Raw genomic sequence first — 25263 nt, 5'->3', positions numbered from 1 at the left:
CCCATAAAAAAAGCCGGCTCAGGGCCGGCTTAGATTGCTGACTGACGTCAGGGCATCATTCGTTATGCGAAATCACTGCAGGGATGGTGTCATCTTTACGCAGGGTCATAATCTCGCAGCCGTTCTCCGTCACCACAATAGTATGCTCGTATTGAGCAGACAAGCTGCGATCTTTGGTTTTCACCGTCCAGCCGTCTTTCATGGTGCGAATGCGGTAATCACCGGCGTTGACCATAGGTTCGATGGTGAAGGTCATGCCCGGCTGAAGTACCACGCCGCCGTCATCTGCGTCGTAGTGAAGAACCTGTGGTTCTTCATGGAACACGCGGCCAATGCCGTGACCACAGTACTCGCGCACAACGGAGAAACCTTCGGCCTCAACGAACTTCTGGATAGCCGCGCCAAGGGTGCGCAGACGGATGCCCGGTTTCACCATGCGCAGCGCCAGATAGAGACTTTCCTGGGTGATGCGGCACAGGCGTTCGCCAAGAATCGTTGGATTACCCACGATGAACATCTTTGAGGTATCGCCGTGGTATTCGTCTTTGATAACGGTGACGTCGATGTTAACGATATCGCCGTCTTTCAGCGCTTTTTCATCGTCTGGAATGCCGTGGCAAACCACTTCATTGATAGAAATACAGACCGATTTTGGGAAGCCGTGGTAGCCCAGACAGGCGGAAATGGCCTGCTGTTCATTCACGATGTAGTCATTACAGATGCGATCCAGCTCGCCGGTGGTAATACCCGGTTTTACGTGGGGTTCGATCATTTCCAGCACTTCGGCAGCCAGGCGGCCAGCGATGCGCATTTTTTCGATTTCTTCAGGTGTCTTAATTGAGATAGCCATATCAGATCCGCAGATGTCGATAACGTCGACATGAAATGAGCAGGGAAGTTGCTGTAATGGTATCAGGGGGGGCGTCTCCCTGCAAAATTGAGAATCATCAAACGGGCATCACGGCAACAACTATTGGAGTCTGAGCGCCATTTATGGTATAAAGCGCGCCGGACTTGTATTCCGATTTTTCGGGTACAGCCAAATACGCTCACTTTGTGTAAATAACACACACGTATCGACACATGTTCCGGGGTGCCCTTTGGGGTCGGCAATATGGGATACGTGGAGGCATAACCCCATACTTTATATAGAGGTTTTAAAACATGGCTACTGTTTCCATGCGCGACATGCTCAAGGCTGGTGTTCACTTTGGTCACCAGACCCGTTACTGGAACCCGAAAATGAAGCCTTTCATCTTCGGCGCACGTAACAAAGTTCACATCATCAACCTTGAGAAAACTGTACCAATGTTCAACGAAGCTCTGGCTGAACTGAACAAGATTTCTTCTCGCAAAGGCAAAATCCTTTTCGTTGGTACTAAACGCGCTGCAAGCGAAGCGGTGAAAGACGCTGCTAACAGCTGCGATCAGTTCTTCGTGAACCATCGCTGGTTGGGCGGCATGCTGACTAACTGGAAAACCGTTCGTCAGTCCATCAAACGTCTGAAAGACCTGGAAATTCAGGCTCAAGACGGTACTTTCGACAAGCTGACTAAGAAAGAAGCGCTGATGCGCACTCGTGAGCTGGACAAGCTGGAAAACAGCCTGGGCGGTATCAAAGACATGGGCGGCCTGCCGGACGCACTGTTTGTTATCGATGCCGATCACGAGCACATCGCTATCAAAGAAGCAAACAACCTGGGTATCCCAGTATTTGCTATCGTTGATACCAACTCTGATCCGGACGGTGTTGATTTCGTTATCCCTGGTAACGACGATGCTATCCGTGCTGTTAGCCTGTACCTGGGCGCTGTAGCTGCAACCGTTCGTGAAGGCCGTTCTCAGGATCTGGCTTCTCAGGCGGAAGAAAGCTTCGTAGAAGCAGAATAATAAGGCACGCTCGCCAGAGCCCTTATTTAACCAGGTAGTATCTCGTTTGGTTAGGGGCCTTTTTATGGCCCCTTTTTCACTTTTAAGCCCGTCTGGCCACCGTGTCGGGCAGGCCACATCTCCGAGGATTTTAGAATGGCTGAAATTACCGCATCCCTGGTAAAAGAGCTGCGTGAGCGTACTGGCGCTGGCATGATGGATTGTAAAAAAGCGCTGACCGAAGCCAACGGCGACATCGAGCTGGCAATCGAGAACATGCGTAAATCCGGTGCGATCAAAGCAGCTAAAAAAGCAGGCAACGTTGCTGCTGACGGCGTGATCATCACTAAGATCGACGGCAACTACGGCGTGATTCTGGAAGTTAACTGCCAGACCGACTTCGTTGCTAAAGACGGCGGTTTCCAGGCGTTTGCTAATAAAGTTCTGGATGCAGCAGTTGCTGGCAAAATCACCGACGTTGAAGTTCTGAAAGCGCAGTTCGAAGAAGAGCGCGTTGCACTGGTTGCTAAAATCGGTGAGAACATCAACATCCGTCGCGTTTCTTCCCTGGAAGGCGAAGTTCTGGGTTCTTACCAGCACGGCGCACGTATCGGTGTTCTGGTTGCGGCTAAAGGCGCTGATGAAGAGCTGGTTAAACAGCTGGCAATGCACATCGCTGCAAGCAAGCCTGAGTTCGTTAAACCTGAAGACGTTTCTGCAGAAGTTGTAGAGAAAGAATACCAGGTTCAGCTGGACATCGCGATGCAGTCCGGTAAACCAAAAGAAATCGCAGAGAAAATGGTTGAAGGCCGCATGAAGAAATTCACCGGCGAAGTTTCTCTGACTGGTCAGCCGTTCGTGATGGACCCAAGCAAAACTGTTGCTCAGCTGCTGAAAGAGCACAACGCTGACGTGACTAACTTCATCCGCTTCGAAGTGGGTGAAGGCATCGAGAAAGTTGAGACTGACTTTGCAGCAGAAGTTGCTGCTATGTCCAAGCAGTCTTAATGGCTTAAAAGGAACCGCCAACCGGCGGTTCCTTTTTATCCAGCTTTACAGTTTCAGAGCGCTCCGTTAGGCGAGCGGGCTGAAATGCGACAGAATGTCGCCAGAATTAACCATCCCCCATTCGTTGACTGTTCTCAGGAAAGAAACATGGCTACCAATGCAAAACCCGTCTACAAACGTATTCTGCTCAAACTGAGCGGCGAAGCTCTGCAAGGCACAGAAGGCTTTGGTATTGACGCGAGTATTCTGGACCGTATGGCTCAGGAAATTAAAGAGCTGGTGGAACTTGGCATTCAGGTCGGGGTGGTAATCGGCGGTGGCAACTTATTCCGTGGTGCAGGTCTGGCAAAAGCCGGCATGAACCGCGTCGTGGGCGACCACATGGGCATGCTGGCTACCGTCATGAACGGCCTGGCGATGCGTGATGCGCTCCACCGCGCCTATGTGAACGCCCGCCTGATGTCCGCTATTCCATTGAATGGCGTTTGCGACAACTACAGCTGGGCAGAAGCGATTAGCCTGCTGCGCGCGAACCGCGTGGTTATTCTTGCTGCCGGTACCGGTAACCCGTTCTTTACCACTGACTCTGCCGCCTGCCTGCGCGGGATTGAAATTGAAGCAGACGTGGTGCTGAAAGCCACCAAGGTGGATGGCGTGTTTACCGCCGATCCGGTGAAAGATCCTGCTGCGACGCTGTACGAGCAGCTGACCTACACTGAAGTTCTTGATAAAGAACTTAAAGTTATGGATCTAGCCGCGTTTACCCTTGCTCGCGACCACAAATTGCCGATCCGCGTGTTCAACATGAACAAGCCGGGTGCGCTGCGTCGCGTGGTAATGGGTGAGAAAGAAGGCACTTTAATTACTGAATAATTTCAGTTGCCCTGTAATCAGGGTAAGATTTGGCTTTATCTACAGCCAGGAATAAACGGGACTATACTTAGCCTGCAGCGTCACTGCTGCCGTGAATAAGCGTGGTCCGCCTTAAACCAGTTTTCAAGGATTCGTAACGTGATTAGCGATATCAGAAAAGATGCTGAAGTGCGTATGGATAAATGCGTCGAAGCGTTTAAAAACCAAATCAGCAAAATCCGTACCGGCCGTGCTTCTCCAAGCCTGCTGGACGGTATCGTAGTGGAATACTACGGTACGCCAACTCCGCTGCGTCAGCTGGCCAGCGTTACCGTTGAGGATACCCGCACCCTGAAGATCAACGTCTTCGATCGTTCTTTGGGCCCGGCGGTTGAAAAAGCGATCATGGCTTCTGACCTCGGTCTGAACCCAAGCTCTGCGGGTACCGATATCCGTGTTCCACTGCCTCCGCTGACTGAAGAACGTCGTAAAGATCTGATCAAAATCGTACGTGGCGAAGCCGAAGGCGCACGCGTTGCGGTACGTAACGTTCGTCGTGACGCTAACGACAAAGTTAAAGCCCTGCTGAAAGACAAAGAGATCAGCGAAGATGACGATCGTCGTTCTCAGGATGACGTGCAGAAACTGACTGATGCAGCCATTAAGAAAGTGGATGCGGCTCTGTCTGAAAAAGAAACCGAGCTGATGCAGTTCTAAACCACATTTTTTTGTGTATATACTCTAGATAATTCGAGTTGCAGGAAGGCGGCAAAGACGGACATCTTCAGGAGCATAGCTAACTATGTGACTGAAGTGGACGTATGCAGGTAACGCACCTGCAGCTTGAAGTATGACGAGTATAACGCCGTTCAGTAAGCCCTCGCGCATCGCGAAGCGTTTACGGGCGGCGTTTTGCTTTATAAAACGTCAGGCAAAGGCATAGACAACGGGCGCCTTGCGCCGCAAACTAATGCGCCATTAATCCTTCATTTTACGACTTTGAGTACCTCATGAAGCAGCTCACTATTCTTGGATCCACCGGCTCTATTGGCGTCAGCACGCTGAGCGTCGTTCGTCATAATCCTGACAAATTTGCCATAACGGCATTGGTTGCGGGCAGCAACGTCGGGAAAATGGTTGAGCAGTGCCTGGAGTTTTCGCCGCGGTTTGCGGTGATGGCCAGCGAGTCAGCGGCTGCGGAAGTCCGTCATCTCCTGAAAGAGCAGGGGAGTAAAACTGAGGTACTGGCGGGCGAGCAGGCGGCCTGTGAAGTTACGGCGTTAAGTGAAGTGGATCAGGTGATGGCCGCTATCGTTGGCGTAGCCGGGCTGCCGCCTACGCTGGCCGCTATTTCTGCGGGCAAGCAGGTGTTACTGGCGAATAAAGAGTCACTGATCACCTGCGGGCGACTGTTTATGGAAGCCGTTGCACGCAGTAAGGCGCAATTGTTGCCGATTGACAGCGAACACAACGCGATTTTTCAGAGTTTGCCGGAAACAATTCAGCGGAACCTGGGATACGCTAGCCTTGAGGATAATGGCGTATCGTCAATTATCCTCACCGGATCGGGTGGCCCGTTCCGGGAAACGGCTTATGCGGATTTAGCGGCAATGACGCCCGATCAGGCATGCAGCCACCCGAACTGGTCGATGGGGCGTAAAATTTCCGTCGACTCCGCCACCATGATGAATAAAGGTCTCGAATACATTGAAGCGCGTTGGTTATTCAACGCATCTGCAGCACAGATGGAAGTGCTGATTCATCCTCAGTCGGTCATTCACTCAATGGTTCGCTACCGTGACGGCAGCGTACTTGCTCAGCTGGGAGCGCCTGATATGCGCACGCCTATCGCGCATGCTATGGCTTACCCTGCACGCGTTGAATCCGGCGTCGCACCGCTCGATTTCTGTAAAACAGGCTCGCTGACCTTTATGGAGCCTGATTTCGAACGTTATCCATGCCTGAAGCTCGCTATTGATGCGAGTGCGCAAGGGCAGGCGGCGACTACCGCGCTTAATGCGGCAAATGAAGTGGTCGTTGAGGCTTTCCTGAATCAGCAGGTGCGGTTTACCGACATCGCGGTGTTAAACCGCAGCGTGCTTGAGGCAATGAACTTAAGCGAACCGCAAAGCGTGGAAGAAGTGCTGCGTGTGGATGCAATTGCTCGTGAAATCGCCAAAAAACAAGTGATGAACCTCGCAAGCCGGTGATAATTCAGCCGGCTGAAGTGCCGCCATTTGTTCGCTTTGTGCTTCAGTGATATAGTCTGCGCCACTTAATCGCCAGATGTGACTGAGCGTTAGGTGGAAAGCCGTGTCACAACACGGCTTTTTTGTGCACCAGGCTTCAGTATTCCTGAGTACCGCTTAATTTTTTTCAGGGAATCATTACGCGTTATGTTGTCTGCTAATCAACAATTAAGCGAATCCTTAATCACGCAGGGCGCACGCCATGTTGCCATCATCATGGATGGTAACGGCCGGTGGGCTAAGCGTCAGGGGAAAATGAGGGTTTTCGGTCATAAAGCTGGCGCAAAATCGGTACGCCGGGCTGTTACCTTTGCAGCGAACAACGGCATTGATGCGCTGACGCTTTACGCTTTTAGCAGCGAGAACTGGAACCGCCCGGCTCAGGAAGTGACCGCATTGATGGAGCTGTTCGTCTGGGCATTAGACAGTGAGGTTAAAAGCCTTCACCGCCATAATGTCCGCTTACGGGTAATCGGCGATACCAGCCGATTCAACCTCCGCCTGCAAGAACGAATCAAAAAAGCTGAAGCATTAACCAGTGAGAATACTGGGCTGACGCTCAATATCGCCGCGAATTATGGCGGGCGTTGGGATATCATTCAGGGAGTGCGACAGCTTGCGTCGCAGGTGCAGGAAGGCTCATTGCGCCCGGATCAGATAGATGAAGAACTGCTCGGTCAGCAGATCTGCATGCATGAACTGGCTCCCGTAGATTTAGTAATTAGGACAGGGGGAGAGCATCGCATCAGTAATTTCCTCATCTGGCAAATTGCCTATGCGGAACTTTATTTTACCGATGTTCTTTGGCCTGATTTCGATGAACAAGACTTTGAAGGTGCGCTAAATGCTTTTGCAACCCGAGAGCGTCGTTTTGGTGGCACAGCACCTGGTGGTGAATAAGCCTGTTGGGGGTCACTTTTGCTGAAGTATCGCCTGATTTCCGCGTTTATTATGATTCCCATTGTAATCGCGGCGCTGTTTTGGCTTCCGCCAGTAGGCTTTGCGATTGCTACGCTGGTCATTTGTATGCTGGCTGCATGGGAATGGGGTCAACTTGCTGGTTTCGTTGCGCGTTCACAGCGCGTCTGGCTGGCCGTTCTTTGTGGGCTGCTGCTTGCGGTCATGCTGATTTCGCTGCCAGAGTACCGGCATTCGGTGCATTTACCGGTAATTGAAATCTCGCTTTGGGCTTCGTTGGTCTGGTGGGTAGCGGCGCTGTTGCTGGTTCTGTTTTACCCGGCTTCTGCGGCGCTGTGGCGCAATTCTAAGCCGATCCGCCTGGTCTTTGGCCTGCTAACCATTATTCCGTTCTTCTGGGGCATGGTCGCGCTGCGTAGCTGGCATTATGATATTAACCACTACAGCGGTTCAATCTGGCTGTTGTACGTGATGGTGCTGGTGTGGGGCGCAGATTCAGGCGCTTATGTCTTTGGGAAAATGTTTGGCAAGCATAAGCTTGCGCCAAAGGTTTCCCCAGGCAAGACCTGGCAGGGGTTTATCGGCGGTCTTGCGACGTCTGCCGTTATCTCTTTGCTGTTCGGCATGTGGGCTGATTTAAACGTTGCGCCTGTTGTTCTGCTAACCTGTTCCATTGTCGCCGCGCTGGCGTCCGTGCTGGGTGATTTAACCGAGAGTATGTTCAAGCGCGAGGCCGGTATTAAAGATAGTGGTCACCTTATCCCAGGACATGGTGGTATTCTTGACCGCATTGACAGTCTGACAGCGGCGGTGCCGGTGTTTGCGTGTCTGCTGCTTCTGGTATTCAGGACGATTTAACGGAAGGTTTTATGCTGAGCATACTCTGGAATTTGGCTGCGTTTATCGTTGCACTGGGTGTTTTAATTACCGTGCATGAGTTTGGCCATTTTTGGGTTGCTCGCCGCTGTGGCGTTCGTGTGGAACGCTTCTCCATCGGGTTTGGTAAGGCGCTATGGCGTCGTACCGACCGCCAGGGAACCGAGTTTGTTATTGCGCTAATCCCGCTGGGCGGCTACGTCAAAATGCTGGATGAGCGCGTTGAACCGGTGTTACCGGAAATGCGCCATGCGGCGTTCAACAACAAAACGGTTTCACAGAGGGCGGCTATCATTGCCGCCGGGCCTGTCGCTAACTTCATCTTCGCTATCTTTGCCTACTGGCTAGTGTTTATCATTGGCATCCCTAGCCTGCGCCCGGTGATCGGTGAAATAACCCCCAACTCTATCGCTGCCGAAGCACAAATTAGCGCCGGGATGGAACTAAAAGCGATAGATGGCATCGAAACGCCTGATTGGGATGCTGTTCGTTTAGCTTTAATCGGTAAGATTGGCGACGCGAGCGCCCGAGTCTCTTATGCGCCGTTTGGGACGAACCAAACTCGGGATGTGACTCTCGATTTGAGCCACTGGCAGTTTGAGCCTGATAAGCAGGATCCGGTAACATCACTTGGCTTCAGGCCTCGTGGTCCGCAGATTGAAAACGTACTGGATGAAGTCCAGCCTCAGTCAGCGGCAAGTAAGGCCGGTTTGCAAGCCGGGGACAGGATCGTTAAAGTCAACGGTCAGCCGCTTCTTCAGTGGAGCACGTTTGTTAACCTGGTTCGTGATAATCCAGGGCAGGCGCTGGCTGTAGAGATTGAAAGACAGGGTAGCCCCTTGTCTTTGACGCTGATACCGGATACAAAACCGGGTAAAGCGAAGGCTGAAGGGTTTGCAGGGGTGATACCTAAAATTATCCCGCTGCCTGATGAGTACAAAACAGTGCGTCAGTATGGGCCGTTCACCGCTGTAGCAGAAGCCACGGATAAAACCTGGCAACTGATGAAGCTGACGGTCAACATGCTGGGGAAATTAATAACCGGTGATGTAAAACTGAACAACCTCAGTGGGCCAATCTCCATAGCTCAAGGTGCAGGTATGTCGGCGGAATATGGTTTAATTTACTTCCTGATGTTCCTGGCGCTTATCAGCGTCAACTTAGGGATTATTAATCTGTTTCCACTCCCCGTCCTTGACGGCGGGCACCTGCTCTTTTTGGCGGTTGAGAAACTGAAAGGCACACCGGTTTCCGAGCGAGTTCAGGACTTCAGTTATCGCATTGGCTCTATCTTGCTGGTGCTATTAATGGGGCTTGCACTTTTCAATGATTTCTCTCGTTTATAGAGAGAATTAGGTTAGGAAGAACGCATAACAACGATGGCGATGAAAAAGCTCCTCATAGCGTCGCTGCTGTTTAGCAGCGCCACCGTATACGGTGCAGACGGGTTCGTGGTGAAAGACATTCATTTCGAAGGCCTGCAGCGAGTCGCCGTCGGTGCGGCCCTCCTCAGTATGCCAGTGCGCGTAGGCGACACTGTCTCTGACGAGGATATCAGTAATACAATCCGCTCACTGTTTGCCACCGGCAACTTTGAAGATGTGCGGGTTCTGCGTGATGGCAACTCGCTGCTGGTGCAGGTCAAAGAGCGCCCGACAATTGCCAGCATCACCTTCTCCGGCAACAAGTCGGTGAAAGATGACATGCTCAAGCAGAACCTCGAAGCCTCCGGCGTGCGTGTGGGTGAATCCCTCGATCGTACGACCCTGGGCGACATCGAGAAAGGGCTGGAAGATTTCTACTACAGCGTCGGTAAATACAGCGCCAGCGTTAAAGCTGTCGTCACGCCGCTGCCGCGTAACCGCGTTGACCTCAAGCTGGTATTCCAGGAAGGCGTCTCTGCGAAAATCCAGCAGATCAACATCGTGGGCAACCATGCGTTTACCACGGATGAACTGATCTCTCGCTTCCAGCTGCGTGATGAAGTGCCGTGGTGGAACGTTGTGGGTGACCGTAAATACCAGAAACAGAAGCTGGCGGGTGACCTTGAAACCCTGCGTAGCTACTATCTGGACCGTGGCTATGCGCGTTTCAATATTGATTCCACGCAGGTTAGCCTGACGCCGGACAAGAAAAGCATTTACGTGACGATTAACATCACTGAAGGCGATCAGTACAAGATTGCCGGCGTGGATGTGAAAGGCAATCTGGCAGGGCATTCAGCAGAAATTGAAAGCCTGACCAAAATGAAGCCGGGTGAGCTGTATAACGGCACCAAAGTCACCAAAATGGAAGACGACATTAAAAAACTGCTGGGCCGTTATGGCTATGCGTATCCGCGCGTACAGACCCAGCCAGAAATTAATGACGCTGACAAAACCGTGAAGCTGCACGTTAACGTCGACTCCGGTAACCGTTACTACGTGCGTAAGATCCGCTTCGAAGGTAACGACACCAGTAAAGATTCTGTTCTGCGTCGCGAAATGCGCCAGATGGAAGGGGCCTGGCTGGGTAGCAACCTGGTTGATGCCGGTAAAGAGCGTCTGAACCGTCTGGGCTACTTCGAGACCGTCGATGTGGATACCCAGCGCGTGTCGGGCAGCCCGGATCAGGTTGACGTCGTCTACAAGGTTAAAGAGCGCAACACCGGTAGCTTCAACTTCGGTGTTGGCTACGGTACTGAAAGTGGCGTGAGCTTCCAGGTTGGCGTTCAGCAGGATAACTGGCTGGGTACGGGTTACTCTGTCGGTATCAGCGGAACCAAAAACGACTACCAGACCTACGCGGAACTGTCGGCGACCGATCCGTACTTTACGGTTGATGGCGTTAGCCTCGGCGGTCGTATCTTCTATAACGACTTTAAAGCTGATGATGCGGACCTGTCCGACTACACCAACAAAAGCTACGGTTTAGATACCACGCTGGGCTTCCCGGTAAACGAATACAACACGCTGCGTCTCGGCCTGGGCTATGTGCATAACGATCTGTCGAATATGCAGCCTCAGATAGCAATGTGGCGTTACCTGGATTCTGTGGGTCAGCACCCGAATATGAACGCCAGTGACAACAGTTTCTCGGCGGATGACTTCACTCTGAACTATGGTTGGACATACAACAACCTCGACCGCGGTTATTTCCCGACGGATGGTTCTCGCGTTAACCTGAATGGTAAAGTCACCGTTCCAGGCTCTGATAACGAGTTCTATAAAGTGACGTTAGATACGGCGACTTACTTCCCGATCAACGACGATCATACATGGGTCATGTTGGGCCGTACCCGTTGGGGTTACGGTGATGGTCTGGGTGGCAAAGAACTTCCGTTCTACGAGAACTTCTATGCCGGTGGTTCAAGCACCGTGCGTGGGTTCCAGTCGAACAACATCGGTCCTAAAGCGGCTTACTTCGGGCCGAACCAGCGTAACTGTACAACCGGGAATGTGTGTAACTCTAACGATGCGGTGGGCGGTAACGCCATGGGTGTTGCCAGCTTTGAGCTGATTACCCCGACGCCGTTCCTGAGCGAGAAGTACTCGAACTCCGTTCGAACTTCCCTGTTCGTTGACGCGGGTACCGTTTGGGATACCAAATGGGAAAATACCGCCGAAACCAGAGCTGCAGGTATACCTGATTACAGTACGCCAGGTAATATTCGTATGTCTGCAGGTTTGGCATTGCAGTGGATGTCTCCTCTGGGGCCGCTGGTCTTCTCTTATGCCCAGCCGTTTAAGAAATATGAGGGAGACAAGGCAGAACAGTTCCAGTTTAACATTGGTAAAACCTGGTAATTTGTTCTGCGCGAAGGAACGCAACAGCAGTGAGGCGTTGCACCCGTTAGCCGCTTAGTCAGTTCGCGGGTGTTCGCAAAAAAACAGTGTCTTCGGACACCTATGGGATGGTAAGGAGTTTATTGTGAAAAAGTGGTTAGTTGCCGCAGGTCTCGGGATTGCTATGGTTGCTTCAGCCGGCGCTCAGGCTGCCTCCAGCATCGCAGTAGTTAACATGGGCAACCTGTTCCAACAGGTCGCACAAAGCACTGGTGTTTCTAAAACCCTGGAAAATGAGTTCAAAGGCCGTGCCGGCGAACTGCAGGGGATGGAAAACGATCTGCAATCCAAAATGCAACGCCTGCAGCGCGATGGTTCAACCATGAAAGCTTCAGATCGCAGCAAAATGGAAAAAGACGTGATGGCTCAACGTCAGTCGTTCTCCGAAAAAGCACAGGCTTTTGAGCAGGATCGCAACCGTCGTTCCAACGAAGAGCGCAGCAAACTGGTTACTCGTATCCAGGCCGCTGTGAAGAAAGTTGCAGATGACAAAGGTTATGATGTTGTTCTGGATGCAAACACCGTTGCTTACGCAGGTAACGACGTGAAAGACATCACTGCAGACGTACTGAAACAGGTTAAATAAGTAATGTCTTCAATTCGACTGGCTGAATTAGCCCAGCAGTTGGATGCAGAATTGCACGGTGATGGCGATCTCGTCATCACCGGCGTTGCATCTATGCAAACTGCTCAGTCTGGCCACATCACGTTCATGGTTAATCCTCGTTATCGTGAACATCTGGCAGTCTGCCAGGCTTCTGCCGTCGTCATGACCGAAGCCGACCTCCCTTACGCCAAAAGTGCGGCGCTGGTAGTGAAGAATCCCTACCTGACCTATGCCCGTATGGCACAAATTCTTGATACCACGCCTCAGCCTGCAAGTGATATCGCACCCAGCGCGGCGATCGATGCGACGGCTAAGCTTGGTCATAATGTTTCCGTCGGCGCGAATGCCGTTATCGAATCGGGCGTTGAGCTTGGCGATAACGTGGTTATTGGCGCGGGCTGTTTCGTAGGCAAAAATACCAAAATCGGCGCTGGCAGCCGTTTGTGGGCGAATGTCTCCATCTATCACAACATCGAAATCGGCGCCCAATGCCTGATTCAGTCCAGTACTGTGATTGGCTCTGACGGCTTCGGTTATGCCAACGATCGCGGTAACTGGGTGAAGATTCCTCAGCTGGGCCGGGTGATTATTGGCGATCGCGTTGAGATTGGCGCCTGCACAACTATCGACCGCGGTGCACTGGATGACACGATTATCGGCAATGGTGTTATCATTGATAACCAGTGCCAGATTGCACATAACGTTGTGATTGGCGACAATACTGCGGTTGCGGGTGGCGTTATCATGGCAGGCAGCCTGAAAATTGGCCGTTATTGCATGATTGGTGGTGCCAGCGTGATCAACGGCCATATGGAAATCTGTGACAAGGTGACCGTGACCGGTATGGGCATGGTAATGCGCCCGATCACCGAACCAGGGGTTTACTCCTCGGGGATCCCACTGCAGCCTAATAAAGCGTGGCGTAAAACCGCTGCCCTGGTGATGAATATCGATGAGATGAGCAAACGCTTAAAAACCATCGAACGTAAGGTCAATCAACAAGACTGATCGTCGCCTGCTCCCTGCGCTGCCGTGCTTCCGGCCATAAGGGTTGGAGCGTGAGCCGCGCGTTTTGATTTGCGGCCTGCTGGCTTTCTTTGATAGCCGCAGGCCGTGTTATTATTGTCATTTAGAATATTTAGACAGGAAGAGTATTTTGACAACTGACACTCATACTCTGCACATTGAAGAGATTTTAGAGCTTCTGCCGCACCGTTATCCGTTCTTGCTGGTTGACCGCGTGCTGGATTTTGAAGAAGGTCGTTTTCTGCGCGCAGTAAAAAATGTCTCTGTAAATGAGCCGTTTTTCCAGGGCCACTTCCCGGGCAAGCCAATTTTCCCAGGCGTGCTGATTCTGGAAGCCATGGCGCAGGCTACCGGTATTCTGGCGTTTAAAAGCGTGGGTAAACTTGAGCCTGGTGAACTGTACTATTTTGCTGGTATCGATGAAGCGCGCTTCAAGCGCCCGGTCGTGCCAGGCGATCAGATGGTTATGGAAGTCACCTTTGAGAAAACTCGTCGTGGTCTGACGCGTTTCAAAGGCGTTGCGACCGTTGACGGAAAAATTGTCTGCGAAGCAACCATGATGTGCGCACGCAGCCGGGAGGCCTAATACGTGATTGATAAGTCCGCCTTTATTCATCCAACCGCTATCGTGGAAGAGGGTGCCGTTATCGGCGCTAACGTCCACATTGGCCCGTTTTGTCTCGTAGGTCCAAACGTTGAAATCGGCGAAGGTACGGTACTGAAATCCCATGTTGTCGTAAACGGCCATACTAAAATTGGCCGTGATAACGAGATTTACCAGTTCGCGTCTATCGGTGAAGTTAATCAGGATCTGAAATATGCGGGTGAGCCGACTCGTGTGGAAATTGGCGATCGCAACCGCATTCGCGAAAGCGTCACCATCCACCGCGGAACGGTACAAGACGAGGGATTGACGAAGGTGGGTAGCGATAACCTGCTGATGATCAATGCGCATATTGCGCATGATTGTCGGGTTGGCGATCGCGTTATCCTCGCGAACAACGCAACGCTCGCAGGTCACGTACAAATTGGGGATCACGCCATCATCGGTGGGATGACCGCGGTGCATCAGTTCTGCATCATCGGTGCTCACGTTATGGTTGGCGGCTGTTCCGGCGTCGCGCAGGACGTTCCACCTTACGTTATCGCGCAGGGCAACCATGCGACACCGTTTGGCGTGAACATCGAAGGCCTGAAGCGTCGCGGTTTCAGCAAAGAGGCGCTGCACGCTATTCGTAACGCCTACAAGATCCTCTATCGCAGCGGCAAAACGCTTGAAGAGGCGAAGCCGGAAATTGCTGAAATTGCAGCTCAGCATCCGGAAGTGAACGCATTTGTTGAATTCTTTGCGCGCTCCACGCGTGGTTTGATTCGCTAAATGAAGCCTGGTCGTCCCCTCACGATTGCCCTGGTCGCCGGAGAAACTTCCGGCGATATTCTTGGTGCCGGTCTCATCCGCGAACTTAAAGCCCGCGTGCCTGATGCTCGCTTTGTTGGCGTAGCCGGGCCGCTCATGCAGGCCGAAGGTTGTGAAACCTGGTATGAGATGGAAGAGCTTGCGGTCATGGGCATTGTTGAAGTGCTGGGCCGTTTACGCCGCCTGCTTCACATCCGCAGTGACCTCACGAAGCGCTTCACCGAGCTGCAGCCGGACGTGTTCGTCGGCATCGATGCGCCGGATTTCAACATTACCCTCGAAGGCAACCTCAAGAAGCAGGGGATCCGCACGATCCACTACGTCAGCCCGTCCGTTTGGGCATGGCGACAAAAACGCGTTTTCAAAATTGGCAGATCGACCGATCTGGTGCTGGCTTTTCTGCCTTTCGAAAAAGCGTTTTACGACCGGTTTAACGTCCCGTGTCGCTTCATCGGGCACACCATGGCAGATGCCATGCCGCTGGATCCGGATAAAAATGCCGCTCGCGCAACGTTAGGTATTGCGCCTGATGCAAAATGCCTGGCGCTGCTGCCCGGCAGCCGCGGCGCTGAGGTCGAAATGCTCAGCGCGGACTTCCTGAGAACCGCTCAATTACTGCGTAAGCGCTGGCCTGCGCTGGAAGTTGTCGTGCCGCTGGTGAATGCAAAACGTCGCGAGCAGTTTGAAAAAATTAAGGCCGAGATTGCCCCAGAGCTACACGTCCATCTGCTTGATGGAAAAGCACGTGAAGCGATGATTGCCAGCGACGCAGCGCTTCTGGCCTCCGGTACGGCGGCGCTTGAATGTATGCTGGCGAAATGCCCGATGGTCGTAGGCTATCGCATGAAGCCGTTTACCTTCTGGCTGGCGAAGCGCCTGGTGAAAACTGACTATGTTTCCCTGCCTAATCTGCTGGCAGGGCGTGAGCTGGTTAAAGAACTGCTGCAAAACGAGTGTGAGCCTATCGGGCTTGCCTGTGCGCTGGAGCCACTGCTGGAAGACGGCGCGGTCAGTCATCAAATGCACGATACCTTCCGGGCGTTGCATCAGCAGATCCGTTGCAACGCGGACCAACAGGCGGCGGACGCCGTGCTGGAGCTGGCTCAATGATCGAATTCGTTTACCCGCATACGCATCTCGTTGCAGGCGTTGATGAAGTGGGCCGCGGGCCTTTGGTTGGCGCAGTCGTTACCGCTGCGGTGATCCTCGATCCGGCAAGGCCGATCGTGGGCCTGGCAGATTCAAAAAAACTATCAGAGAAGCGTCGCCTGGCGCTGTATGACGAGATAATTGAGAAAGCGCTGAGCTGGAGTCTGGGCCGCGCCGAGCCGGAAGAGATCGATAAAATCAATATCCTGCATGCCACCATGCTGGCAATGCAGCGTGCTGTCGCAGGCTTGAGCGTAGTGCCGGAATACGTGCTGATCGATGGAAACCGTTGCCCTGCGCTGCCTGTGCCGTCGCTGGCGGTGGTAAAAGGCGACAGCCGGGTTGCAGAAATCAGCGCGGCGTCAATACTTGCCAAGGTCACGCGCGATCGTGAAATGGCCGAGCTGGATCTTAGCTTCCCGCAATACGGTTTTGCCCAACACAAGGGCTATCCAACCGCTTTTCATCTTGAAAAGCTGGCCGAGCATGGCGCCACCGAGCATCATCGCCGCAGCTTCGGTCCCGTCAAACGCGTGCTTGGGCTGGTGTCCTGAGCGCGAGTAGCTGATACAGAGTAATTGGTGAGAGATGGCTGAACCACGTTTCATTCACCTTCGGGTGCACAGCGACTATTCCATGATTGATGGGCTGGCTAAAACCGGGCCGCTGGTAAAAAAAGCCGCGGCGCTGGGCATGCCTGCTCTCGCTATCACCGATTTTACCAACCTCTGCGGGCTGGTGAAATTCTACGGTTCCGGCCATGGTGCCGGCATTAAGCCTATCATCGGCGCAGACTTCAACGTGGCTAACGAGCTGTTGGGTGACGAACTGAGTCATTTGACGGTGCTGGCCGCGAACAACGAAGGTTACCAAAATCTTACCTTACTGATTTCTCGTGCCTATCAGCGTGGCTACGGCGCCGCGGGCCCAATAATTGACCGTGAATGGCTGGTTGAGCTAAATGAAGGTCTGATCCTGCTGTCCGGCGGGCGCATGGGAGATATTGGTAAAAGCCTGCTTCGTGGGAATCAGCCGCTGGTCGATCAGTGTCTGGAATTCTGGCAGCAGCATTTTGCCGATCGCTTCTATCTGGAATTGATTCGTACCGGTCGAGTGGACGAAGAGAACTATCTCCACGCCGCCGTAGCGCTGGCTGACGAACGCGGCCTGCCGGTGGTGGCAACCAATGACGTCCGTTTTATCGACGCTGGCGACTTTGACGCGCATGAAATCCGCGTAGCTATCCACGACGGCTTCACGCTGGACGATCCTAAGCGCCCGCGCAATTACTCCGCTCAGCAATATATGCGTAGCGAAGAAGAGATGTGCGAGCTGTTCTCGGATATTCCGGAAGCGCTGGAAAACAGCGTCGAAATCGCAAAACGCTGCAACGTTACCGTGCGCCTTGGCGAATACTTCCTGCCGCAGTTCCCTACCGGTGAAATGACCACCGAAGATTTCCTGGTCATGAAATCCAAAGAAGGGCTGGAGGAGCGTCTTGAGTTCCTGTTCCCGGATCCTGACGAGCGAGCACAAAAACGCCCTGAATACGACGAGCGTCTGGACATCGAGCTGCAGGTTATTAACCAGATGGGGTTCCCCGGCTACTTCCTGATCGTGATGGAATTTATCCAGTGGTCCAAGGATAACGGCGTGCCTGTGGGACCGGGGCGTGGTTCCGGTGCGGGGTCGCTGGTGGCCTATGCGCTGAAAATCACCGATCTCGATCCGCTTGAATTTGACCTGCTGTTCGAACGTTTCCTTAACCCGGAACGTGTTTCGATGCCGGACTTCGACGTCGATTTCTGCATGGAAAAACGTGACCAGGTTATCGACCACGTATCGGAAATGTATGGCCGTGAAGCCGTTTCGCAGATCATTACCTTCGGTACGATGGCGGCGAAAGCGGTTATTCGTGACGTAGGCCGCGTGCTCGGCCACCCATACGGCTTTGTCGATCGTATCTCCAAGCTGGTTCCACCCGATCCCGGTATGACGTTGGCGAAAGCCTTCGAGGCCGAGCCTCAACTGCCGGAGATCTACGAAGCTGACGAAGAGGTTAAAGCGCTGATCGACATGGCGCGCAAGCTGGAAGGCGTTACGCGTAATGCCGGGAAGCACGCCGGTGGCGTGGTTATTGCGCCGACCAAAATTACTGATTTTGCGCCGCTTTATTGTGACGATCAGGGGCAGCACCCTGTTACCCAGTTTGATAAAAACGACGTTGAATATGCCGGCCTGGTGAAGTTTGACTTCCTGGGGCTGCGTACGCTGACGATCATCGACTGGGCGCTGAAAATGATCAACCCGCGTCGGGCAAAACAGGGGCTGGAGCCGATTGATATCGCCGCCATCCCGCTCGAGGACAAGAAAAGCTTCGACATGCTGCAGCGCTCGGAAACCACTGCGGTCTTCCAGCTTGAATCGCGCGGCATGAAGGACCTGATTAAGCGTCTGCAGCCTGACTGCTTCGAAGATATGATTGCCCTCGTGGCCCTGTTCCGCCCGGGCCCGCTGCAGTCAGGGATGGTAGATAACTTCATCGACCGTAAGCACGGGCGCGAAGCGATTTCTTATCCGGACGTGGAATGGCAGCACGAAAGCCTGAAACCGGTACTGGAGCCAACCTACGGCATCATCCTGTATCAGGAACAGGTTATGCAGATTGCCCAGGTACTTTCTGGTTATACCCTTGGCGGCGCGGACATGCTGCGCCGTGCGATGGGTAAAAAGAAACCGGAAGAAATGGCCAAGCAGCGCGGCACCTTTGAAGAGGGCGCGATAAATAACGGCGTCGACGGCGAGCTGTCGATGAAAATCTTTGACCTGGTGGAGAAATTTGCCGGGTACGGCTTTAACAAATCTCACTCCGCCGCCTATGCTTTGGTTTCTTACCAGACGCTGTGGCTGAAGGCGCACTATCCGGCAGAATTTATGGCGGCCGTAATGACCGCCGATATGGATAATACCGAGAAAGTGGTTGGCCTGGTGGATGAGTGCTGGCGCATGGGGCTGAAAGTTCTGTCGCCGGACATTAACTCTGGTCTTTATCATTTCCACGTTAACGATGACGGGGAAATTGTTTACGGTATCGGCGCGATCAAAGGCGTGGGCGAAGGCCCTATTGAAGCCATTATCGAGGCGCGAAATCAGGGCGGACACTTCCTCGATCTCTTTGATTTATGTGCTCGCTCCGATATCAAAAAGCTGAATCGCAGGGTGCTGGAAAAACTCATTATGTCCGGGGCATTTGACCGGCTTGGGCCGCACCGTGCCGCACTGATGAACGCTTTAGGTGATGCGCTGAAAGCGGCCGACCAGCACGCGAAAGCGGAAGCCATCGGCCAGGCGGATATGTTCGGCGTACTGGCAGAAGAGCCAGAGCAGGTCGAAAAATCCTACGCCAGCGTGACCCCATGGCCGGATCATGTGGTGCTGGAAGGGGAGCGTGAAACGCTTGGGCTGTATCTTACCGGCCACCCGATTAACCAGTACCTGAAAGAAATTGAGCGCTATGTCGGTGGCATGCGCCTGAAAGAGATGCACCCGACAGAACGTGGTAAAATGACCACGGCTGCGGGTCTGGTGATTGCTTCGCGGGTGATGGTCACCAAGCGAGGTAATCGCATCGGCATCTGTACGCTGGATGACCGCTCTGGTCGTCTGGAAGTGATGTTATTCACAGATGCACTAGAAAAATACCAGCATCTGCTGGAAAAAGACCGTATCCTGATCGTCAGCGGACAGGTCAGCTTTGATGACTTCAGCGGAGGGCTTAAAATGACGGCCCGCGAGCTGATGGACATCGACGAAGCCCGTGAAAAGTACGCGCGTGGGCTTGCTATCTCGCTGACGGACAGGCAAATTGATGACCAGCTTTTAAACCGTCTCCGTCAGTCTCTGGAACCCCATCGTTCGGGGACAATTCCAGTACATCTCTACTATCAGAGGGTGGATGCACGAGCCCGGTTGCGCTTCGGTGCGACATGGCGTGTTTCCCCTAGCGATCGTTTACTTAACGATTTGCGAACGCTGATTGGTTCGGAGCAGGTGGAACTGGAGTTTGACTAAAACAGGAATATTATGAGTCTGAATTTCCTTGATTTCGAACAGCCGATTGCAGAGCTGGAAGCGAAAATCGATTCCCTGACGGCCGTTAGCCGCCAGGATGAAAAACTGGATATTAATCTGGACGAAGAAGTGCAGCGTCTGCGCGAGAAAAGCGTTGAGCTGACCCGCAAGATCTTCGCTGATTTAGGCGCATGGCAGATAGCGCAGCTGGCGCGCCATCCGCAGCGTCCGTACACCCTGGATTACGTTCGTCTGGCTTTTGATGAGTTTGACGAACTGGCGGGTGACCGTGCCTATGCCGACGATAAAGCCATTGTCGGGGGTATCGCTCGTCTGGAAGGCCGTCCGGTGATGATCATTGGTCATCAGAAAGGGCGTGAAACCAAAGAGAAAATCCGTCGTAACTTCGGGATGCCGGCTCCGGAAGGCTACCGCAAAGCGCTGCGCCTGATGGAAATGGCTGAACGCTTTAACATGCCGATCATCACCTTCATCGACACGCCGGGAGCTTATCCGGGCGTTGGCGCCGAAGAGCGTGGTCAGTCTGAAGCGATTGCCCGTAACCTGCGTGAAATGTCCCGCCTGAAGGTGCCGGTCATCTGTACCGTTATCGGTGAAGGTGGCTCCGGCGGCGCGCTGGCGATTGGCGTGGGCGACAAAGTGAATATGCTGCAGTACAGCACCTATTCCGTTATCTCTCCAGAAGGCTGCGCGTCCATTCTGTGGAAAAGCGCCGATAAAGCTCCGCTGGCCGCAGAAGCAATGGGCATTGTTGCTCCGCGTCTGAAAGAGCTGAAGCTTATTGATACCGTGATCCCCGAGCCGCTGGGCGGCGCGCACCGCAACCCGGAAGTGATGGCTGCTTCCCTGCGTGCACAGCTGCTGGCCGATCTGGCCGATCTCGATGTGCTGAATAAAGACGAGCTGTTAAACCGTCGCTACCAGCGTCTGATGAGCTACGGCTACGCCTGATTTTAGGGTGTTGAATAACGATAAGGGTCGGATTTTCCGGCCCTTTTTGCATTTATAGCTTCATGGAAAATCCCATTGCGCTATGCTTAGCACAGTCTTTTTCCAGGAGGTGAACATTGAATACCATTGCGATCATGGGGCCGCACGGCGTTTTCTACAAAGACGAGCCCATCAAGGAACTTCATCGCGCGCTGGAACTGCACGGCTTTCAGCTCATCTACCCGACCAACAGTACCGACTTGCTTAAGCTGATTGAGCACAACCCGCGCATTTGTGGCGTTGTTTTTGACTGGGACGAATACAGCCTCGACTTGTGCAGCGAAATCAACCTGCTAAATGAAGATCTGCCGCTGTACGCATTCATCAATACCCACTCTTCTCTGGATGTTAGCGTGAATGAAATGCGCATGGCGCTGTGGTTCTTCGAGTACGCGCTTAGCGCGGCCGACGACATCGCCCTGCGTATTCGCCAGTACACCGATGAGTACCTGGATACGATTACGCCGCCGCTGACCAAAGCGCTGTTCACCTATGTGAAAGAGGGGAAATATACCTTCTGTACGCCAGGGCATATGGCCGGTACCGCCTACCAAAAAAGCCCGGTCGGTTGTCTGTTTTACGACTTCTTCGGCGGTAACACGCTGAAGGCCGACGTCTCTATTTCGGTGACGGAGCTGGGCTCACTGCTTGACCATACCGGCCCTCACCTGGAGGCAGAAGAGTATATCGCCCGCACTTTTGGCGCCGAGCAAAGCTATATGGTGACCAACGGCACTTCGACATCCAACAAAATTGTCGGCATGTACGCCGCGCCGTCGGGCAGCACAATACTGGTCGATCGTAACTGCCATAAGTCACTGACCCATTTGCTGATGATGACTAACCTGGTGCCGATCTGGCTGAAGCCTACGCGTAACGCGCTGGGTATTCTGGGGGGGATCCCACAGCGCGAGTTCACTCGAGAAAATATCGAGAATAAGGTCGCTGAAACCCCGAATGCAAAGTGGCCGGTACACGCGGTTGTCACCAACTCAACCTACGACGGGCTGTTGTATAACACCGACTTCATCAAAAAAACGCTGGATGTGCCGTCGATTCATTTTGATTCAGCGTGGGTGCCCTATACCAATTTCCACCCGATTTATCAGGGAAAAAGCGGCATGAGTGGCGACAGGGTTCCGGGCAAGGTTATCTATGAAACCCAGTCGACCCATAAGCTGCTGGCGGCTTTCTCACAGGCTTCGCTGATTCATATTAAAGGTGACTACGATGAAGATACCTTTAACGAAGCCTACATGATGCATACCACAACTTCCCCGAGCTACCCGCTGGTGGCCTCCATTGAAACCGCGGCGGCGATGATGCGCGGCAATCCCGGTAAAAGGCTGATCAACCGTTCCGTAGAGCGAGCTTTGCATTTCCGCCGGGAAGTGCAGCGCCTGCGTGAAGAATCAGAAGACTGGTTCTTCGACATCTGGCAGCCCGATCATGTTGACGAGGCAGAGTGCTGGCCTATTGCGCCAGGCGAAGAAGACTGGCACGGCTTCCGGGATGCCGATGCGGATCATATGTATCTCGATCCGATCAAAGTGACCATCCTGACACCGGGCATGAGCGAGTTGGGGGAGATGGCGGAAGAGGGGATCCCGGCGGCGCTGGTGGCCAAGTTTCTCGATGAGCGCGGCGTTGTGGTAGAGAAAACCGGTCCGTATAACCTGCTGTTCCTGTTCAGCATCGGCATTGATAAGACAAAAGCGCTAAGCCTGCTGCGTGGGTTGACGGAGTTTAAGCGCTCTTACGATCTTAATCTGCGGGTGAAGAATATGCTGCCGGATCTGTACGCGGAAGATCCTGACTTTTATCGCAATATGCGTATTCAGACGCTGGCGCAGGGGATCCACAAGCTCATCAAGCAGCATAACCTGCCGGATCTGATGCTGCGCGCTTTTGAGGTCCTGCCGGAAATGCGCATGACGCCGCACGAAGCCTATCAGCTGCAGGTCAAAGGCAACGTAGAAACGGTGGAGATTGAAGAGCTTTTGGGGAGAGTATCAGCCAACATGATCCTGCCTTATCCGCCGGGCGTTCCGGTGGTAATGCCGGGAGAGGTTATCACCAAAGAGAGCCGCGCGGTGCTCGACTTTCTGCTGATGCTTTGCTCGGTTGGAGAGCACTATCCCGGCTTCGAAACCGATATTCATGGTGCAAAACTCGGTGAGGATGGGATCTACAGAGTACGAGTCCTAAAAGAGGCCTGAGAGCTTGCTTTGCAGGGAAGCGATGATTACCTTCCCTGCAGTGACTAAGGAGATTTTATGCTGGGTTTAAAGCAAATTCATCACGTCGCGATTATCGCGTCGGACTACGAACGCAGTAAGCAATTCTATTGCGATGTACTGGAGTTCACGCTTGAGTCGGAAGTTTACCGCAAAGAGCGAGATTCCTGGAAAGGCGATCTGGCGTTGAACGGCCAGTATGTGATTGAGCTGTTCTCTTTCCCGTTCCCGCCAGCGCGCCCGAGCCGCCCGGAGGCCTGCGGACTTCGTCATCTGGCCTTCAGCGTGGATAACATCGAGCAGGCGATAACGCACCTGGAAAGCCATGGCGTAAAATGCGAACCGATTCGCATCGATCCCCTGACCAACAAAAGCTTCACTTTCTTCAGCGATCCTGACGGTTTGCCGCTGGAACTTTATCAGCAGTAAACCTTGCCAGCGTCGCGAATGCCCGGTAATTTGCCGGGCAAACCCTTCGTAACGACGAACTATGACTATCCGCGAACTTCAGTCCTTCCTGCATCCTCATCGCCAGCTGCTGGTGGCGTTCAGCGGCGGGCTGGACTCGACCGTTATGCTGCATCAGCTGGTGACCCTGCGCGATACTGTTCAGCCTGAACTTAATATCAGAGCGATGCATATCCACCACGGACTAAGCCCAAGGGCAGATAGCTGGGTAGAACATTGCCGGGCGCTTTGTGCGGCATGGCGTGTGCCTTTTGATGTGGCTCATGTGCAGCTTCCTGCCGGTGGGCAGGGGATTGAAGGGGAGGCGAGAGCGGCTCGCTATCAGGCGTTATCGGATTCGCTCCTCGCCGGAGAAGTTTTGCTCACGGCGCAGCATCTGGACGATCAGTGCGAGACCTTCCTGCTGGCGCTCAAGCGTGGAAGCGGCCCGGCCGGACTGGCGTCGATGCCCGCTATCTTGCCCTTTGGCGATACCTCATTATTGCGTCCTTTGCTGACAACATCTCGCTCACAGCTCGAAGAGTGGGCTCACGCTTACCGGCTCAGCTGGATTGAAGACGAAAGCAACCAGGATGATAAATACGACCGAAATTTCCTGCGCCTGAGGGTTGTTCCCCTTTTGCAGCAGCGATGGCCACACTTTTCCCGTAGCGTTGCCCGCAGCGCTGAGCTGTGCGGCGAGCAGGAGCAGCTCCTTGACGAGTTGTTGGCGGAACAACTGGATACGTTAATGTCAGAGCAGGGTGCGCTGCGCCTTGAACCGATGTTGACGATGAGCGAGGCCAGACGATTTGCATTGGTGCGACGCTGGTTGGCGTTTCATCGTGCCGCGATGCCGTCCAGAGCTTCTCTGCTGCGTTTATGGCAGGAAGTTGCCTTAAGCCGGGAAGATGCCAATCCTCGCCTTCGCCTGAGGGAGCATGAAATCAGGCGTTTTCAGGGGGAGCTGTATTGGGTGCCGCGGCTCAACGTCGATCGGGATAAAAGCTATTTATGGCCTGCGCCTTACCGACCTCTGCATCTTCCAGGGCTGGGAATGGTTTCTCTCAGCGGTAAGGGAATGGCGGTACGTGCGCCAGCAGACGGTGAAATCGTTAGTCTGCGTTTTAAGGCTTCAGGTTTGCTGCATATCGTCGGCCGGGATAAAGGGCGGACGCTGAAAAAAATCTGGCAGGAACTGCGTATTCCTCCGTGGGAGCGAGATACCACGCCGCTGCTGTTTTATGGCGAACAGCTTATTGCTGCGCCAGGCATTTTTGTCACCCGCGAGGGGCAGGCCACGGAACATTCATGCTGGCATATAGACTGGCAAAAGGGAGTTGAGCAATGAAAAAAATCGTACTGCTGCTTGGGCTCATAGCCTGCAGTTTACCCGCTCTCGCTAAAGGAGATGCACAGGCCGGGGAAGCAAAGGCCATGACCTGTGTCGCCTGCCATGGCATGAGTGGGAAAGCGTCTGCCCCGCTCTATCCAAACATCGGTGGGCAGAGCGAAGCCTATCTCGAACACTCGCTTCAGGCTTACAAAAAAGGGGAACGTAGCGGTGGGCAGGCAGAAATCATGAAGGCTTACGTCAGCGGGCTTTCGGACGAAGATATCAGCAATTTGGCGGCGTACTACGCCTCAATGAAGCCGTAAACAAAACGGGCAACCAACCTGGCTGCCCGTTTTGCGTTATATG

22 protein-coding genes are annotated in these 25263 nt (G+C 53.4%); 21 read left to right on the top strand and 1 reads right to left on the bottom strand.

Annotated elements, in window-relative coordinates:
• Positions 1-55: 55 nt before the first annotated feature.
• Entirely contained in the window at positions 56-850 is a 795-nt protein-coding gene (gene map / locus JT31_RS08240; protein ID WP_038475452.1) for a type I methionyl aminopeptidase, read from the bottom strand.
• 314 nt (positions 851-1164) lie between these two features.
• On the opposite strand from map, the gene rpsB reads away from it, so the two are divergent.
• From rpsB to JT31_RS08135, 21 genes are all read left to right on the top strand, one after another.
• A complete protein-coding gene (gene rpsB / locus JT31_RS08235) occupies positions 1165-1890 on the top strand; it encodes a 30S ribosomal protein S2 (protein ID WP_038475450.1) in 726 nt (241 codons plus the stop codon).
• 135 nt (positions 1891-2025) lie between these two features.
• Positions 2026-2877: a translation elongation factor Ts gene (gene tsf / locus JT31_RS08230; protein ID WP_008456925.1), complete on the top strand. Its 852-nt coding sequence runs from the start codon at positions 2026-2028 to the stop codon at positions 2875-2877.
• Positions 2878-3024: 147 nt separating this feature from the next.
• Positions 3025-3750, top strand: coding sequence for a UMP kinase (gene pyrH / locus JT31_RS08225; protein WP_038475448.1), 726 nt, complete (start codon positions 3025-3027; stop codon positions 3748-3750).
• A gap of 138 nt (positions 3751-3888) precedes the next feature.
• Entirely contained in the window at positions 3889-4446 is a 558-nt protein-coding gene (gene frr, locus JT31_RS08220) for a ribosome recycling factor (protein ID WP_038475447.1), read from the top strand.
• 293 nt (positions 4447-4739) lie between these two features.
• Positions 4740-5939: a 1-deoxy-D-xylulose-5-phosphate reductoisomerase gene (gene ispC, locus JT31_RS08215; protein ID WP_038475446.1), complete on the top strand. Its 1200-nt coding sequence runs from the start codon at positions 4740-4742 to the stop codon at positions 5937-5939.
• Between the two features lie 186 nt (positions 5940-6125).
• Positions 6126-6878, top strand: a complete 753-nt coding sequence (gene ispU, locus JT31_RS08210) for a (2E,6E)-farnesyl-diphosphate-specific ditrans,polycis-undecaprenyl-diphosphate synthase (RefSeq protein WP_038475445.1) — start codon at positions 6126-6128, stop codon at positions 6876-6878.
• Positions 6879-6896: 18 nt separating this feature from the next.
• On the top strand, positions 6897-7754 hold the full coding sequence (gene cdsA / locus JT31_RS08205; protein WP_038475443.1) for a phosphatidate cytidylyltransferase: 858 nt from the start codon (positions 6897-6899) through the stop codon (positions 7752-7754).
• Positions 7755-7765: 11 nt separating this feature from the next.
• Complete coding sequence (gene rseP, locus JT31_RS08200) at positions 7766-9118, top strand: sigma E protease regulator RseP (RefSeq protein ID WP_038475440.1); 1353 nt, start codon at positions 7766-7768, stop codon at positions 9116-9118.
• A gap of 33 nt (positions 9119-9151) precedes the next feature.
• Positions 9152-11557 carry an outer membrane protein assembly factor BamA gene (gene bamA / locus JT31_RS08195; protein WP_038475436.1) on the top strand — a complete coding sequence of 802 codons (2406 nt, stop codon included), beginning with the start codon at positions 9152-9154 and terminating at the stop codon, positions 11555-11557.
• A gap of 124 nt (positions 11558-11681) precedes the next feature.
• Positions 11682-12182, top strand: a complete 501-nt coding sequence (gene skp / locus JT31_RS08190) for a molecular chaperone Skp (protein WP_038475434.1) — start codon at positions 11682-11684, stop codon at positions 12180-12182.
• 3 nt (positions 12183-12185) lie between these two features.
• Positions 12186-13211, top strand: coding sequence for a UDP-3-O-(3-hydroxymyristoyl)glucosamine N-acyltransferase (gene lpxD, locus JT31_RS08185; RefSeq protein ID WP_038475431.1), 1026 nt, complete (start codon positions 12186-12188; stop codon positions 13209-13211).
• A 148-nt stretch (positions 13212-13359) separates the two neighbouring features.
• Positions 13360-13815 carry a 3-hydroxyacyl-ACP dehydratase FabZ gene (gene fabZ / locus JT31_RS08180; RefSeq protein WP_016534975.1) on the top strand — a complete coding sequence of 152 codons (456 nt, stop codon included), beginning with the start codon at positions 13360-13362 and terminating at the stop codon, positions 13813-13815.
• Positions 13816-13818: 3 nt separating this feature from the next.
• Positions 13819-14607 carry an acyl-ACP--UDP-N-acetylglucosamine O-acyltransferase gene (lpxA, locus tag JT31_RS08175; RefSeq protein ID WP_038475429.1) on the top strand — a complete coding sequence of 263 codons (789 nt, stop codon included), beginning with the start codon at positions 13819-13821 and terminating at the stop codon, positions 14605-14607.
• The gene (gene lpxB, locus JT31_RS08170) at positions 14608-15756 is read left to right on the top strand and encodes a lipid-A-disaccharide synthase (RefSeq protein ID WP_038475426.1); all 1149 of its coding nucleotides are present in this window, start codon (positions 14608-14610) and stop codon (positions 15754-15756) included.
• Positions 15753-16349, top strand: coding sequence for a ribonuclease HII (gene rnhB / locus JT31_RS08165; RefSeq protein WP_038475424.1), 597 nt, complete (start codon positions 15753-15755; stop codon positions 16347-16349). Before lpxB ends, rnhB begins: the two co-directional genes overlap by 4 nt.
• A gap of 34 nt (positions 16350-16383) precedes the next feature.
• Entirely contained in the window at positions 16384-19866 is a 3483-nt protein-coding gene (dnaE, locus tag JT31_RS08160; RefSeq protein ID WP_038475422.1) for a DNA polymerase III subunit alpha, read from the top strand.
• Between the two features lie 12 nt (positions 19867-19878).
• Positions 19879-20838, top strand: coding sequence for an acetyl-CoA carboxylase carboxyl transferase subunit alpha (gene accA / locus JT31_RS08155; protein WP_038475420.1), 960 nt, complete (start codon positions 19879-19881; stop codon positions 20836-20838).
• Positions 20839-20954: 116 nt separating this feature from the next.
• Entirely contained in the window at positions 20955-23096 is a 2142-nt protein-coding gene (locus tag JT31_RS08150; RefSeq protein WP_038475417.1) for a lysine decarboxylase LdcC, read from the top strand.
• A 57-nt stretch (positions 23097-23153) separates the two neighbouring features.
• Positions 23154-23543, top strand: a complete 390-nt coding sequence (locus JT31_RS08145; RefSeq protein ID WP_038475416.1) for a VOC family protein — start codon at positions 23154-23156, stop codon at positions 23541-23543.
• A gap of 61 nt (positions 23544-23604) precedes the next feature.
• Entirely contained in the window at positions 23605-24912 is a 1308-nt protein-coding gene (gene tilS / locus JT31_RS08140) for a tRNA lysidine(34) synthetase TilS (protein ID WP_038475415.1), read from the top strand.
• A complete protein-coding gene (locus JT31_RS08135) occupies positions 24909-25220 on the top strand; it encodes a c-type cytochrome (RefSeq protein ID WP_038475413.1) in 312 nt (103 codons plus the stop codon). The genes tilS and JT31_RS08135 overlap by 4 nt, the downstream gene beginning before the upstream one ends.
• Positions 25221-25263 lie beyond the last annotated feature (43 nt).

The organism is Cedecea neteri (assembly GCF_000757825.1).
GTDB classification, from domain to species: domain Bacteria; phylum Pseudomonadota; class Gammaproteobacteria; order Enterobacterales; family Enterobacteriaceae; genus Cedecea; species Cedecea selenatireducens.
Note: the sequence above shows the minus strand (reverse complement) of the source record. Positions and strands in the feature narration are given on the sequence as shown.